The 13,506-nt window shown below is 73.2% G+C and carries 10 protein-coding genes and 1 pseudogene; 5 read left to right on the plus strand and 6 right to left on the minus strand.

Going from position 1 to position 13,506, the window contains the following annotated elements:
* Nucleotides 1-105: 105 nt before the first annotated feature.
* Nucleotides 106-2,700 (minus strand): bifunctional FO biosynthesis protein CofGH, encoded by a 2,595-nt coding sequence (locus tag ACFWRV_RS14810; protein ID WP_384333685.1) that lies wholly within the window; start codon nt 2,698-2,700, stop codon nt 106-108.
* Between the two features lie 150 nt (nt 2,701-2,850).
* On the opposite strand from ACFWRV_RS14810, the gene ACFWRV_RS14815 reads away from it, so the two are divergent.
* Both ACFWRV_RS14815 and ACFWRV_RS14820 read left to right on the plus strand, forming a co-directional pair.
* Nucleotides 2,851-3,570 carry an HAD family hydrolase gene (locus tag ACFWRV_RS14815; RefSeq protein WP_384333923.1) on the plus strand — a complete coding sequence of 240 codons (720 nt, stop codon included), beginning with the start codon at nt 2,851-2,853 and terminating at the stop codon, nt 3,568-3,570.
* Between the two features lie 98 nt (nt 3,571-3,668).
* Nucleotides 3,669-4,124, plus strand: a pseudogene (locus ACFWRV_RS14820) (SMP-30/gluconolactonase/LRE family protein); the annotation flags it as partial.
* 210 nt (nt 4,125-4,334) lie between these two features.
* On the opposite strand, the gene ACFWRV_RS14825 reads toward ACFWRV_RS14820, so the two are convergent.
* A complete protein-coding gene (locus tag ACFWRV_RS14825; RefSeq protein WP_384333688.1) occupies nt 4,335-4,664 on the minus strand; it encodes a TfoX/Sxy family protein in 330 nt (109 codons plus the stop codon).
* A complete protein-coding gene (locus ACFWRV_RS14830) occupies nt 4,664-5,050 on the minus strand; it encodes a hypothetical protein (RefSeq protein WP_384333691.1) in 387 nt (128 codons plus the stop codon). Before ACFWRV_RS14830 ends, ACFWRV_RS14825 begins: the two co-directional genes overlap by 1 nt.
* 78 nt (nt 5,051-5,128) lie before the next feature.
* Between ACFWRV_RS14830 and ACFWRV_RS14835 the strand changes: the two genes are divergently transcribed.
* Nucleotides 5,129-5,767, plus strand: coding sequence for a winged helix-turn-helix transcriptional regulator (locus tag ACFWRV_RS14835; protein WP_384333694.1), 639 nt, complete (start codon nt 5,129-5,131; stop codon nt 5,765-5,767).
* A gap of 41 nt (nt 5,768-5,808) precedes the next feature.
* Here ACFWRV_RS14835 and ACFWRV_RS14840 read toward each other — a convergent pair whose 3' ends face one another.
* Complete coding sequence (locus ACFWRV_RS14840; RefSeq protein WP_384333697.1) at nt 5,809-7,293, minus strand: peptidoglycan D,D-transpeptidase FtsI family protein; 1,485 nt, start codon at nt 7,291-7,293, stop codon at nt 5,809-5,811.
* A 108-nt stretch (nt 7,294-7,401) separates the two neighbouring features.
* On the minus strand, nt 7,402-8,247 hold the full coding sequence (locus ACFWRV_RS14845) for an LLM class F420-dependent oxidoreductase (RefSeq protein WP_384333700.1): 846 nt from the start codon (nt 8,245-8,247) through the stop codon (nt 7,402-7,404).
* Between the two features lie 215 nt (nt 8,248-8,462).
* On the opposite strand from ACFWRV_RS14845, the gene ACFWRV_RS14850 reads away from it, so the two are divergent.
* Together ACFWRV_RS14850 and ACFWRV_RS14855 are read left to right on the plus strand one after the other, a co-directional pair.
* On the plus strand, nt 8,463-10,007 hold the full coding sequence (locus ACFWRV_RS14850) for a CehA/McbA family metallohydrolase (protein WP_384333926.1): 1,545 nt from the start codon (nt 8,463-8,465) through the stop codon (nt 10,005-10,007).
* Nucleotides 10,008-10,052: 45 nt separating this feature from the next.
* On the plus strand, nt 10,053-10,547 hold the full coding sequence (locus tag ACFWRV_RS14855) for a sel1 repeat family protein (protein ID WP_384333703.1): 495 nt from the start codon (nt 10,053-10,055) through the stop codon (nt 10,545-10,547).
* Between the two features lie 35 nt (nt 10,548-10,582).
* On the opposite strand, the gene ACFWRV_RS14860 is transcribed toward ACFWRV_RS14855, so the two are convergent.
* Nucleotides 10,583-13,474, minus strand: coding sequence for a GNAT family N-acetyltransferase (locus ACFWRV_RS14860; protein ID WP_384333929.1), 2,892 nt, complete (start codon nt 13,472-13,474; stop codon nt 10,583-10,585).
* Nucleotides 13,475-13,506: the final 32 nt, after the last annotated feature.

The following is a 13,506-nucleotide window of genomic DNA, read 5'->3' on the forward strand; positions in this document are numbered from 1 at the left end:
TATGCCGACTCCAGGAGGAGCGGTCAGGAGAGCCCGAGTTCCGTTGACGAACACGGGAGTGCGGGGCGGGTACCGGCCCCGCCCCGCGCCCGCTCTCCCCCGCCCTCAGCTGGGCAGCACCGGCAGCAACTCCGGCAGGTGCCCGTCCGAGGCCGTGGCCGCCGCGACCCGTTCGGCCGGGACCTCGCCGTACAGCGTCGTACGGGGACGGGACGGGCGGCCCGCCAGCTCGGCAATGGCCTCCAGCCCCCGGATGGAGCGGTACGAGCCGTAACTCGACCCCGCCATCCGGGAGATGGTCTCCTCCATCAGAGTGCCGCCCAGGTCGTTCGCGCCCGAGCGGAGCATCTCCGCCGCGCCCTCCGTGCCGAGCTTCACCCAGCTCGTCTGGATGTTGGTGATGTGCGGGTGGAGCAGGAGCCGCGCCATCGCGGTGACCGCCCGGTTGTCGCGGTCCGTCGGGCCCGGGCGGGCGATGCCGGCCAGGTAGACCGGGGCGTTGGTGTGGATGAAGGGGAGGGTGACGAACTCCGTCAACCCGCCCGTCTCCTGCTGGAGTCGGGAGAGCGTGCGGAAGTGGCCCAGCCAGTGGCGGGGCTGGTCCACGTGGCCGTACATCATCGTCGAGGACGAGCGCAGGCCCACCTCGTGGGCCGTCCTGATGACCTCCAGCCAGGTGGCCGTGGGCAGTTTGCCCTTGGTCAGGACCCAGCGGACCTCGTCGTCCAGGATCTCCGCCGCCGTACCGGGGATCGAGTCGAGCCCGGCCTCCTTGGCGGCGGTCAGCCAGTCGCGGATCGACAGGCCGGTACGGGTCGCGCCGTTGACGACCTCCATCGGGGAGAACGCGTGCACATGCATGCCGGGGACGCGCTCCTTCACCGCCCGCGCGATGTCGAAGTACGCGGTGCCCGGCAGGTCCGGGTGGATGCCGCCCTGCATGCAGACCTCGACCGCGCCCACGTCCCACGCCTGGGCCGCCCGGTCCGCGACCTGGTCCAGCGAGAGGGTGTACGCGTCGGCGTCGGTACGGCGCTGGGCGAAGGCGCAGAAGCGGCAGCCGGTGTAGCAGACGTTGGTGAAGTTGATGTTCCGCGTGACGATGTACGTGACGTCGTCGCCGACCACGTCCCGGCGCAGCGCGTCCGCGATCCGGCACAGCTCGTCCAGCGCCGGGCCGTCCGCGTGGAGCAGGGCGAGCGCCTGGTCGTCGGTGAGCTTCGTCGGGTCGTCGGCGGCCTGGCCGAGCGCCTGGCGTACGTCGGCGTCGATGCGGGACGGGACCATGCCGGGGGCCGCAGCCTCGCGGAGCGCCTCCCAGTCCCCGTACACCTCGTCGAAGTCGTCACGGCGGTCGCCGGTGCGGCCCTCGGTGTCGATGGCGGTGTGGAGGTCGGTGCGGCCGGAGGAGGTGAACCCCTCGTCCGGCTCCTGCCAGGGCAGGCCGACGGGCAGCGCGTCCTCACGGGCGAGGCCCGTCTCCGGATCGGCCAGGGCGCGGACGTGCGGGAGGAGGCGGGGGTCGAGCCAGGGCTCGCCGCGCTGGATGAACTCGGGGTAGATGGTGAGGCGTTCGCGGAGCTGGAAACCCGACTCGGATGTCCTGGCCGCCAGTTCGTCGATGTGCGGCCAGGGGCGTTCCGGATTCACGTGGTCGGGGGTGAGCGGCGAGACCCCGCCCCAGTCGTCGATGCCCGCGCCGATGAGGAGCGCGTACTCGGCGTCCACCAGGTTCGGCGGGGCCTGGATCCGGGCGGACGGGCCGAGGATGTGCCGGGCCACCGCGATGGCGGCGGCCAGCTCCTCCAGCTCCGCGTCGGGCATCCCGCGCATCGCCGTGTCCGGCTTGGCGCGGAAGTTCTGCACGATGACTTCCTGGATGCCGTGGTAGGCCCGGGCCGTCTTCCGCAGCTCGAAGAGGGAGTCGGCGCGCTCCTCGTAGGACTCGCCGATCCCGATCAGGATGCCGGTGGTGAAGGGGACGTTGGAACGGCCCGCGTCCTCCAGGACCCGCAGCCGTACCGCCGGCTCCTTGTCCGGGGAGCCGTGGTGCGGGCCGCCCGGCTCGGACCACAGGCGGGTCGCCGTCGTCTCCAGCATCATCCCCATCGAGGGGGCGACGGGCTTCAGCCGCTGGAGGTCGGTCCAGGTCATGACGCCCGGGTTGAGGTGGGGCAGCAGACCTGTCTCCTCCAGGACCCGGATCGCCATGGCGCGTACGTACGCAAGGGTGTCGTCGTACCCCTCCGCCTCCAGCCACTCCCGCGCCTCGGGCCACCGGTCCTCGGGGCGGTCGCCGAGCGTGAACAGCGCCTCCTTGCACCCCATCGCCGCGCCCTCGCGGGCGATGGCCAGCACCTCGTCGGGCGAGAGGAACATCCCGTGGCCTTCGCGGCGCAGCTTGCCGGGGACGGTGACGAAGGTGCAGTAGTGGCACCGGTCGCGGCAGAGGCGGGTGAGCGGGATGAAGACCTTGCGCGAGTACGTGATCACGCCCGGCCGGCCCGCCGCCTCCAGGCCCGCGTTCCGGACGCGGGCGGCGGACGCGGCCAGATCCTTCAGGTCGTCGCCGCGCGCCTGGAGCAGCACGGCGGCCTCGGTCACATCGAGGGCGACACCGTCACGGGCACGTTTGAGCGCGCGCCGCATGGCGTTCGAGGTGGGGCGTCCGCTCTGAGGATCAGGATCGGGATCGGTCATGAACCGAGCATACGAGCGAGGCGCGGGTACCGGACCAGGGCCTGGGGCCCGTATGCGCAGGCCCGAGGGTGCTCCTGGTCACTCGTGCGGGCCGACTCACCCGAATGAGAGCCCGCAGGCGGTGCCTTCACGCCTAGTGTCGGAACGGTGATGGAAACGATCGTCCTCGGCATCGGCGAAACCCTCGTACGCGACGACCGGCACTGGGCGTCCTGGGCCAACTGGCTCGGCGTACCACCGCACACGCTCGGCGCGCTGGTGGGCGCGGCCGTCGCCCAGGGCCGCGAGGCCACGGACGCGCTGCGGATCCTGCGGCCCGACATGGACGTCGATGAGGCCTACCGCGCGCGGGCCGCCGCCGGGCGCGGGGAACACCTCGACGAGTCGGACCTCTACCAGGACGTCCGGCCCGCGCTGGGCGAACTGCGGGCAGCGGGCGTCCGGGTCGTGGTGGCGGGCAACGGCACGGTCCGGGCCGGGGAGTTGCTGCGGGCGCTGGATCTGCCCGCCGACCTGGTGGTCACCTCGGACGAGTGGGGCGTACGCAAGCCGGACCCGGAGTTCTTCGCACGGTTGGCAGAGGTGGCGGGCGCGGCCCCGGAAGCGACGCTGTACGTGGGCGATCACCCGGCCGACGACCTGTTCCCGGCCGCGGCGGCGGGGATGCGGACGGCGCATCTGCGGCGCGGGCCGTACGGGCACTGGTGGGCGGACCATCCGGACGTGGTGGAGACGGCGGACTTCCGCATCGACGCGCTGACGGAGCTGGTGGCGCTGACGGGGGCCCCGGACGCGTCGGACGGGCCGGACGCGTCGCCGGACGAGGAGGAGAAGGTCGTGCGGCGCGGGGCGCTGAGGTCGGTGCGGTAGGGCGCGTCGTTTGGATCAGGTCGGATCAGGGAGCGGGGTCCGGTGCGTGCAGCTGCAAGGCGGAGGATTGAGGCAACGCGACGGGGCCTCCCCTGCTCGAGCGGAGCATCCGCCGGGTGACCCGGACCGAGCACGACGGCACGGTCTCGGTGCTGGCCGACCGCTGGCTGGGCAAGCGGCTGAACAGCCCGAACGACGCGGCGGTCCGGTCCGACGGCACCGTCTGGTTCGACGTACGCGAGGACGGGGCCCTGTCGGGGGGCGAGGTCTTCGCCGAGGGCGGGGCGCGGGACGCGGCGCGCTTCGACAACATCCGGTTCGACGACGAGGGGCGGCTGTGGGTGGCCGCGATGGACGACGGGGTGCACTGTTACGGCCCCGACGGGACGTTGATCGGGCGGCTCGTGGTACCCGAGGCGGCGTCGAACATCGCCTGGGGCGGGGTGAAGCGGAATCGGCTGTTCATCACGGCGGAAACGAGTCTGTACTCCGTGGTCATGGGCGTCACGGGCACACATCCGACGGGGTCGGCCACCCGCCCCTCCAGCGTTTGAGGGCGGAACCCTCGCGTCGGAGGACGTGAGGTCTGCGGGGGCCCGGGGCCCGGCGATCCCCCTGCCTCACCCGGGTCCACCCGGACGGTTCCGTCCTCAAACGCCGGACGGGCTGGAAGGCGCACCCGGTCCCGCCCCGCAGTGCGGCGGAGTGCCCTCAGGCCGTGGCGGCGGGACGAGCTCACGGAGTTCGGGCGGCCGTGGGACGACTCACGGTTCTCCCTGGGACGCGTGGAAGTCGAGGGCGTGTCCGAGCCATTCGGCGAGGCCCTCCCCGGCCAGCGCCGCCTCGTCGACGGCCAGCCATCCGGGCCCCATGGACCGGCCCTCGCCCATGACCGCCTCGTGGGCGCCGGGCTCGGTCAGGAGGCGCTCCCGCAGCGCGGGGTCGATGCGGAGCAGCAGTTCACCGTCGCCGCGTGCTGCCGCCACCATGCGTTCGTCCACCATGAACGAGATCCCGCCGAACATCGTGACTTCGCGAGTCCGGCGGTCGCCCAAGGCCGCCCGTACCCGTTCCCGCAGGTCGGTCCCGCCCATCAACGGCCGCCCTTGTCCAGGTACTCCGGGCCGTTGTAGTGCAGGTCGAGGGTGTTGATCCGGCCGTCCTCGAACGTGAAGAACTCCGCGAACGTGACGGGCCCCCCGGGCATCGTGGCCGCGTACAGCACGGCCGACCCGGAATCGTCGTGCACATCCTGGATGATCTCGATGTCCCGCACGGTGCCGATGAAGCCCGCGACTCCGCGCAGGAAGCCTTCGGTGGCGTCGGCGAGGTGTCCTGCCAGGGAGCCGGTGAAGTCCAGATGACCCGTCAGGAGCTCGCGCATCCGAGCACCCTCCTGGTAGGCGGCGGTACCCGCTTGAAGAATGCCGTAGTAGTCGTGCAGGACCTTGGGCGCGTTGGGCGACAGGCTGGCGGGCATCGAGACCTCCGGACCGGGCGACTAGGGTGGCACTTTATTATTTCAAGCGCCCAAGTGGAAAAGTCAAGGAATGTGTGGATGAAGTCCTACGGTCAGCTCTGCGCGGTGGCGCGGGCTCTTGATGTCGTCGGGGATCGGTGGACCCTGCTGGTGGTCCGCGAGTTGCTGATCCAGGGGCCGCTGCGGTTCGGGGAGCTTCAGCGCGGGCTGCCCGGCATAGCGACGAACCTGCTCACCCAGCGGTTGCGCGATCTCGAGGAGCAGGGGGTGCTGTCCCGTACGGACGGCGACCGCGCGGCCGGTCCCGCGCTCTACCGGCTGACCGCGCGCGGCGTCGCGCTGGACGGCGTGATCCGCGAGCTCCTCAAGTGGGGCGCGCCGACCGTGCCGTCCGCACCGCCGGATGCCGTCTTCCAGATGCACTGGCTCAGCCGGCCCGCGCGCTACTTGCTCAGCGATCACGAGCCCGACCGGCCCCGGACGGTGATTCGCTTCGGCACCCCGGCCGACGGCTTCGACCTCACAGCCGCCTCCGGCACGGTCACCGTCGCTCCGTGCGCCGAGGACGCCCGGGTCGATGCGACCGTGATGGGCCCCGGGCCGGCACTCGTCGCGCTGCTCCAGGGCGCGACAGGCATCGACACTGCCGAGGAGCACGGTGTGACCGTGGAGGGCGACGCCACGGCGCTGGCCAGAGTCCTGCCTCGGCCTGCCTGATCGTCGACCCCTGAGGGGCAGGGCACCCCCTACGACAGGCCCTAGTCCCCCAGCGCCGCCTGCATCACGCTCTTCGCGATCGGCGCGCCCAGCCGGCCACCGGAGATGTCGGAGCGGGAGATGTCCATGTCCGTCGGGTCGATGAACACGGCGACCGCGACCGAACGCCCGTCGTCCTTCTTGCCGTAGCTGACGAACCAGCCGTACGGGACCTCGTCCTGGACGTTCACGCCGCGCTGCGCGGTGCCCGTCTTGCCGCCGACCGTGACACCGTCGATCAGGGCGCGCTGGGCGCTGCCCTCCTTCGCGGTGTGCTCCATCATCTCCTGGACCTTCTTCGCCGTCTCCGGCGAGACGGCCTGGCTCATCTCCATCGGCTCGTTCTTCTCCAGCGTGGAGAGGTCCGGGCCGCGCAGCTCGTCGACGATGAACGGCTGCATCAGCTTGCCGTCGTTGGCGAGGGCCGCCGTGACCATCGCCATCTGCATCGGGGTGCTGGTCAGGCTGCCCTGGCCCATGCCGGTGAGGGCCGTGCCGGGCTTGTCCAGCTTCGGCGGGTAGAGGCTCTTCGTGGCGAGCAGGTCGCCGAACTCCTCCGTGTACACGTCCTCGTTGAAGCCGAACTTCTCCGCCGTCTCCCGCATCCGGTCCTCGCCCAGTTCGGACGCCGCGTCCAGGAAGACGTTGTTGCAGGAGTACTGCATGGCGGTCTTCATCGACGCCTTGTTGCAGACGCCGTCGCCCGCCTCGCTGCCGATCTTGTTCGTGGAGAGCGGCAGGGGGTACGGCGAGACCGCGTCCGTCCTGGCGTCCACGTCGGTGACCACGCCGTGCTCCAGTGCCGCGGCGGCCGTGAGGATCTTGAAGGTGGAGCCGGGCGGGTAGGTCTCGCGCAGCGGGCGGTTGGCCAGCGGCTTGCCCTTCTCCTTCTCCAGCGCCGTGAAGCGGTCGCTCTCCTTGAACGAGATGCCGGCGAAGGCCTCGGGGTTGTACGAGGGCGTGGAGACCAGCGACAGCACCTTGCCGGTGCGCGGGTCCAGGGCGACGACCGCACCCCGGGCGCCCAGGTCCGTCAGCCCCTTGTAGGCCGCCTTCTGCGCCTTGGCGTCGATCGTGGTGATCACGTCGCCGCCGCGCCGGGGCTGCCCCGTCAGGACGTCCTTGGCGTGCCGGAAGGCGAAGCGGTCGTCCTGGCCGCTGAGGACGCTGTCGTAGGTCCGCTCCAGCAGCGAGGTGCCCCGGGCCTGGGAGGCGTACCCGGTCACGGGCGCGTACATCGGACCGTCCTTGTAGGTCCGGCGGAAGGCGTAGTCCCGGCTCTCGGTCTCCTTCGACCCGGTGATCGCCTTGCCGCCGACGATGATGTCGCCGCGCGGGGTGGAGAACCGCTCGAACCGCACCCGGGCGTTGTGCTCGTTCTGGGCCAGCTCCTGGCGGTCGACGTGCTGGAGCCAGTTCGCCCGCAGCAGCAGGGCCAGCACCAGCAGCCCGCAGAAGATGGCTATGTGCCGCAACGGCCTGTTCATTCCACTCCCCACCCGGGCGGGCCTGTGGCCCGCGTATGCGATCCCCGGTGAGTAAGGATGCCTTGTACGCGGGCCCGGTTGCACCGGCGGCCCCTCAGGGGCCCTTCCTCAGAGGTACGCGGCGTACGCGTCCAGGGTCCGCAGCACCTCCGGTTCGTCCGCCGGGGGCAGCTGGAGCACGACCTCCTCGATGCCCAGATCCGCGTAGTGGGCAAGCTTCCCGGGGCTCGGCAGGACCGCGTACGGGACCACCTGGAGGCCCTTCGGATCGCGCCCGGCCTCCTCCCAGGCCGCCCGGAGCTTCGGCAGGGACTCCGTGAGACCCCCGCCGCCGATGGGCAGCCAGCCGTCCGCGTACTCCGCGATGTGCGCGAACAGCTTCGGGCCCGCACCGCCGCCGATCAGCGTGCGCGGGCCGTTGACCGGACCGCGGGGCCGCTGGAAGGGCTTCGGGTGCGCCTCGCTCGCCCGGACGGAGCCGAACCGACCCGCGTGACCGGTCGGCTCGTCCGCCCACAGGGCCCGCATCAGGGCCATCCGGTCCCGCCCCAGCTCCCGGCGCGTCGACCACTCCACCCCGTGGTCGGCGGCCTCCTCGACGTTCCAGCCGTAGCCGATGCCGAGCGTGAACCGGCCGCCGGAGAGGTGGTCCAGGGTCGCCGCCTGCTTGGCCAGGTCGATCGGGTCGTGCTGGGCGACCAGCGTGATGCCGGTGCCCAGCGCGAGACGCTCGGTGACGGCGGCGGCCTGGCCGAGGGCGACGAAGGGGTCCAGCGTCCGGCCGTACTCGCGGGGCAGCTCCCCGCCCATCGGGTACGGAGTGCGGCGGATCACCGGGATGTGCGTGTGCTCGGGCAGATACAGCCCGTCGAACCCGCGCCGCTCCAGCTCGCGGGCGAGCCTGACCGGGGTCACCGTCTCGTCGGTGAGGAAGATCGTGGTGGAGATCCGCATCGAGAACGCCTCCGTCGTGGTCGTCGGTCGGTACGTGTCTACGTGGACGTCAGCCGGTCCGTACGCGTCGGTCCCTGCGCGTCGGTCCGTAGTCGTCCTTCTGTACGTCGTCCGTGCGAAGCGCCAACGTAAGCCGTACGTCGGTGAAATCCGAGACCGTGACGGCCATGAACAGCGACCACGAACCGAATGCCCAGAAACCGCCCCTGCCCCCGATGGCCCGGCGCGGCCTCCTCGCCGCGACCGCCGCCACCGGCTTAACGTTGGCGACCGTGAGCTTCGCCCGAGCCGAGGACCGCCCCGGGCCCGGCCCCGACGGCCCCCTCCGCACCCGGACCGTGCGCGGGACGCTGCCCGTCGGATCGCCCGACTACGTGTATCTGCCCGTCGAGGTACCGCGCGGGGTGGCCGAGTTCGCCGTCTCGTACGCGTACGGGAAACCGCCCGTGCCGCCCGGTACCCAGGGCAACGCCCTCGACATCGGCCTCTTCGACGAACGCGGTACGGCACTCGGCGGGCGCGGCTTCCGGGGCTGGTCCGGCGGGGCGCGCACCTCGTTCTTCGTCCGCGCCGACGCCGCGACGCCCGGCTACCTCCCGGGCCCCGTACGCCCCGGGACCTGGCACATCGCCCTGGCCCCCTACACCGTGGCGCCCGAGGGGCTGCCGTACGAGGTGACCGTCACCCTGCGCCTCGGGGAGAGCGCCCCCGCCCCCACGCCCGTCTACCCGCCCGAGCGGGCCAGGGGACGGGGCCGGGCCTGGTACCGGGGCGACTGCCACCTCCACTCCACGCACTCCGACGGGCGGCGCACCCCGGCCGAGGTCGCCGCCGCCGCGCGGGCCGCCGGGCTCGACTTCATCAACAGCAGCGAGCACAACACCACCTCCGCGCACGCCGCGTGGGAGGGGCTGTGGGGTGACGACCTGCTGATCCTGACCGGCGAGGAGATCACCACCCGCAACGGGCACGTGCTGGCCGTCGGCACCGACCCGGGCGTCTTCGTCGACTGGCGCTACCGGGCCCGCGACCACCGCTTCGGCCGGTACGCGCGCCAGGTGCGCCGGGCCGGCGGGCTCGTCGTGCCCGCCCATCCGCACGCCACCTGCATCGGCTGCAACTGGAAGTTCGGCCTCGCCGAGGCGGACGCGGTCGAGGTGTGGAACGGGCCCTGGACCCCGGACGACGAGGTCGCCCTAGCCGCGTGGGACAACGCGCTGGTGGCCGCCGCAGGGAAGGGGGACGACGGGCCGGGGCGCTGGCTCCCCGCGATGGGCAGCAGCGACGCCCACCGCGAGCCGGACCGGGTGGGCCACCCGCAGACCGTCGTCCTGGCCGAGGAGCTGTCGCGGCAGGCGGTCCTCGCGGGCATCCGGGCCGGGCGCTCCTACCTCGCCGAGTCGGCCGCCCTCACCCTCTCCCTGGGGGCGACGGACGGGCGGGGGCGGCACGCGGGCATCGGGGAGCGGCTGCGGGCGGCGGCGGACGCTCCGGTGACCGTACGGCTGGAGGTGTCGGGTGCGGCCGCCGACTGCACCGTCCGCCTGGTCACCGATCAGGGGACCCTGCTGACCACCCCGCTGCCCGCATCCGGCGCGGGCGTGGTGGAGTGGCGTACGACTCCGGCCCACGCCGCGTACGTGCGCGCCGAGGTCCGGCACGCTCCGGCCGTGCCGGGGCTGCCGGGCGCCCTCGCGGCCCTCACCAACCCGGTCTTCCTCGACACGGAGAACATCAGGGCGACCGGTACGGAGGGCTGAGAAGGGGGAAGGGTCGAAGCACGCGCCGGACGGAGAGGGGCTGCCATGGGATGGGAATCGGGACCGGGTCCGGGGCCGGGGCTGGGGCTGGGCCACTTCCTGTTGCCCGCGGGCGGCGCGCTGAGCCTGACCGGCGTGATCACCGGCAACGGCACGCTGATCAGCCTGAGCTGGATCATGTGGGTGCTCGGGATCCTGCTGATCCTGTGGAACCGTTCGCGCCGCCCCGCCGATCCGCGCGAGCTGGCGGCGGCGGCCGCCGCCGGGGACGCGCGGGCGGTCCGGGGGCTGCGGACGCTCGCTTTGACCGCGCGGGCCGAGGGGCGTCCCGACACGGCCGAGCGGCTGCTGCGGCAGGCGGTGAAGGCCGGTGACGTGGAGTCGATGTGGGAGCTGGGCCGCCTGGTCGAGCAGCGCGAGGGCCTGGCGGCGGCGGAACCGTGGTTCCGGCAGGCGGCGGAGGGCGGGCACGCGGTGGCCAAGCGGCTGTTCCGGCCGGGCGGCGCGCTGCATCCGGACGGGGCGGACCCGGCCCCGTAGGGCCGTGGGGTCCGCCCCGGCGTGGGCGGTTCCGGTTACCCGAGTCCCAGCGCCGCCCTCGTCAGGAACGCGAGCCGGGCCGTCTTCTCCGGCTTCTCGATCTCCGGGCCCAGCTCGAACCCGACCCGGACCATCCGCGCGAGGGCCTTCTGGTTGCGGGCGTCGGGCTCGACGACGACCCGCAGGTGGGCCGGGTCGCTGAAGACGTGGGCGATGAACGCGGTGAGCAGGGCCTCCGTGTACCCCTTCACCGCTCCTTCGCCCTCGGCGGGTGCGATCAGCAGGTGGATGCCGAAGTCCCCGGGCTGTACGTCGTAGCACTCGCCGACCGGGTCGGCGTCCGGCTCGTACGTCTGGAAGAGCGCGGCCGGGACCCCGTCGCGCAGGGCGAGGTAGGCGTGGTGCGTGGGGAGCGAGCCGACGAACTCGTAGATCTCCCGGACCTGTTCGCGGGTGTGGTCGGCCATGCCCCAGAAGCGGGCCCGCTCCTCGGTGACCCAGCCGTGCAGCAGGTCGGCGTCGGTCGCCGGGTCGACCGGGACCAGGCGGACGGTGCCGAAGCCCTCGACCTTCTGCTCGTGCACGGCCGGGCGGAGAGCGGGCGCGACGGGCTCGGCCGGCACAGGGGATTCGGTGGATTCGGTGACGGTCATGGCGGGCTCTTTCTCGGTGTTCCGGGTGCCCCCGGTGCGGTGCAGCAGGTTCCAGTCGGTGACGACCGGGGCGAGCGCGCCCCGTGCCCACAGGGGCGTCTGGTCGCGGTGGTGGGCGGACCCGGGGACGCCCGACGCGCCGAACGGCACCACCCACCGGCTGTCCTCGCGACGGGCCAGGTCCCAGACGTAGCGGGCGGCCGGGCCCCGGGCGAACAGGTCGGTGACGCCGGGGACGCTGGAGGTGGACAGCACGCAGTCGTGGTCGCCCGCGAGCCCCGGCCGGATCGCCTCCGCGTCGGAGCCCTCCGGCGTGAGGTCCGGCAGGGCCTGCCAGGGCGACAGCCGGTGCAGCGCGCCCCACGGCCCCGGCGGGGTCTCACCGGCCGCCGCCGCGACGGCCTCGGCCGCGGCCGCGACGACCGCCAACCGGTCCTCGTACGGCAGGAGTCCGACGGTGAGCAGGCTCTCCAGGGCGTAGCCGATCCGGGGAACGGCGGCGAGCCAGGGACGGAAGAGGGCGGGGTGGGCGGCCGAGCGCCACGGGTCGTCGGCGCCCGTGACGCCCTTCAGCGCGGGGTGGTCGGCCAGCCGGTGCACGACGTCGTTGCGCAGCCGGGCGTAGAGGGTCGCGTCGGTGCTGTCCGCGTCCATGTGGCGGTCCCAGCGCAGCAGCCGGTCCCTCAGGCGTTCGGCGGCGGGCCCGAGGCCGGGGGCCCGGGCGAGCAGGGAGAGCAGCGGGCGGGACGAGGCGAGGCGGGTGTCGGTGTGCACGGCGGCCTGGGCGTCGGGGGTCCAGCCGGTGCCGGCGCCGAGCAACTCCCTGATCCGGTGGGCCCGGTGCGGGGGTGCGAACTCCACGCCGAGCGGGGCGGCAAGGCCGCGCTCGTTGGCCATCACGGCGATCCCGTCGGGGCGGTCGGCCTCGGTCCGGGGCAGCGGGACCGTTTCGCCCTCGCGCCAGGCGTACGCGGGGTCCTCGGCGGGAACGACCCGCAGCCGGTTGGCGTACGGGCGCACCGGGACGTGTCCGGCGACCCGGTGCAGGGTGTCCCCGGCGGTGTCGGCGGCGAGCACCACGTTGACGGGCTCGACCCAGCGGTCGAGGGCGGCGTCGACGTCGGCGACCGTACGGGCCCGGAGCAGTGCGGGCAGCACGTCGAAGCCGAGCCGGCCGGTGACGCGGGGCGGGTAGCGCAGACTGACGCTCTCCACGGCCTCGGGGTCGCCGCCGATGATCACCGGTCCCCGGTCCGTTTCGATCACCTCCACAGGCTCCGGGTCCGCTCCCGCCACCTCGATCGTCTCGGTGTGGACGTGGGCCCGGTACCAGCCGTCCGGGCCGAGCGCCTCCACCCCGCCGTCCGGGGTGCGGCGCAGCTGCTCCCGGTAGAGGTCCTGGTAGTCGGCCATGGCGTTGGTGATCGCCCAGGCGACGCCTCCGGTGTGCCCGAAGTGGGCGATGCCGGGGATTCCGGGGACCGCGAGGCCGACGACGTCGAACTCGGGGCAGGCAAGCCGGATCTGCTGGTAGACGCCGGGGTCCTCGATGAAGCGGTGCGGGTCGCCCGCGAGGAGCGGGGCGCCGGAGGCGGTGCGGGCGCCGGTGAGCAGCCAGCCGTTGCTGCCCGCCGTGCCGGGGCCGTCGGTGGCGAAGAGGGTCATCCGGTCCTCGCCGAGCCGGCGGGCGACCTCTTCGCGCCAGAGTTTGGTCGGGAACCCCGCGAACAGGATGTGCGTGGAGAGCCAGACGCCGAGCGGGGTCCAGGGCTCCCAGCGGCCGGCGGCGATGCCGGCCGCGGCGAACTCGGGTGCGCGGGCGGCCCCTTCGACGAGGCCGTCGTTGACGCCGTCGACGTACGCCGCCACCCAGGCGGCGGTCTCGGGCGCGAGGCGGTCGAAGCAGCGGCGGGCGGTGTCGGCGATCCGGGCCCGCCGGACGAACCGGTCCCAGTCGACGGCTTCCGCGCCGAGGCAGGAGGCGCTGGTGCCGAGCATCCGGTGCCGCTCGGTCTCCAGCTGCCAGGCCCGGTCGAGGGCGGTGGCGTGGCCCTGGGCGCGGGCCAGCGCCAGGGCGTCGGCGGCCCGCAGGTGAGGGATCCCCCAGTCGTCACGGAACAGCTCGAAGCCGCCCGGCGCCCCGTGGCCGAGCCCTTGGCCGGATCCGCTGCCGAGCCCCTCGTCCGGGCGCTCCCCCAGCCCCTCCTCCGACCTGTCACCGGGTCTCTCTTCCGGTCTCTCTGCCGGTCTCTCACAGTCGACGCCGACGGTCATCGTGCTCCCCATCCCGCTTCCGGTGCTTTTCA

Source organism: Streptomyces sp. NPDC058576 (genome assembly GCF_042718715.1).
In the GTDB taxonomy this organism is placed as follows: Bacteria; Actinomycetota; Actinomycetes; order Streptomycetales; family Streptomycetaceae; genus Streptomyces.

What these genes read in the sequence shown, in the direction of transcription:
- ACFWRV_RS14810 (WP_384333685.1), bottom strand. Translation starts at nt 2,700, where the DNA reads ATGACCGATCCCGATCCTGATCCTCAGAGCGGACGCCCCACCTCGAAC.
- ACFWRV_RS14835 (WP_384333694.1), top strand. Translation starts at nt 5,129, where the DNA reads ATGAAGTCCTACGGTCAGCTCTGCGCGGTGGCGCGGGCTCTTGATGTC.
- ACFWRV_RS14845 (WP_384333700.1), bottom strand. Translation starts at nt 8,247, where the DNA reads ATGCGGATCTCCACCACGATCTTCCTCACCGACGAGACGGTGACCCCG.
- ACFWRV_RS14860 (WP_384333929.1), bottom strand. Translation starts at nt 13,474, where the DNA reads ATGACCGTCGGCGTCGACTGTGAGAGACCGGCAGAGAGACCGGAAGAG.
- ACFWRV_RS14830 (WP_384333691.1), bottom strand. Translation starts at nt 5,050, where the DNA reads ATGCCCGCCAGCCTGTCGCCCAACGCGCCCAAGGTCCTGCACGACTAC.
- ACFWRV_RS14825 (WP_384333688.1), bottom strand. Translation starts at nt 4,664, where the DNA reads ATGGGCGGGACCGACCTGCGGGAACGGGTACGGGCGGCCTTGGGCGAC.
- ACFWRV_RS14855 (WP_384333703.1), top strand. Translation starts at nt 10,053, where the DNA reads ATGGGATGGGAATCGGGACCGGGTCCGGGGCCGGGGCTGGGGCTGGGC.
- ACFWRV_RS14815 (WP_384333923.1), top strand. Translation starts at nt 2,851, where the DNA reads ATGGAAACGATCGTCCTCGGCATCGGCGAAACCCTCGTACGCGACGAC.
- ACFWRV_RS14840 (WP_384333697.1), bottom strand. Translation starts at nt 7,293, where the DNA reads ATGAACAGGCCGTTGCGGCACATAGCCATCTTCTGCGGGCTGCTGGTG.
- ACFWRV_RS14850 (WP_384333926.1), top strand. Translation starts at nt 8,463, where the DNA reads ATGGCCCGGCGCGGCCTCCTCGCCGCGACCGCCGCCACCGGCTTAACG.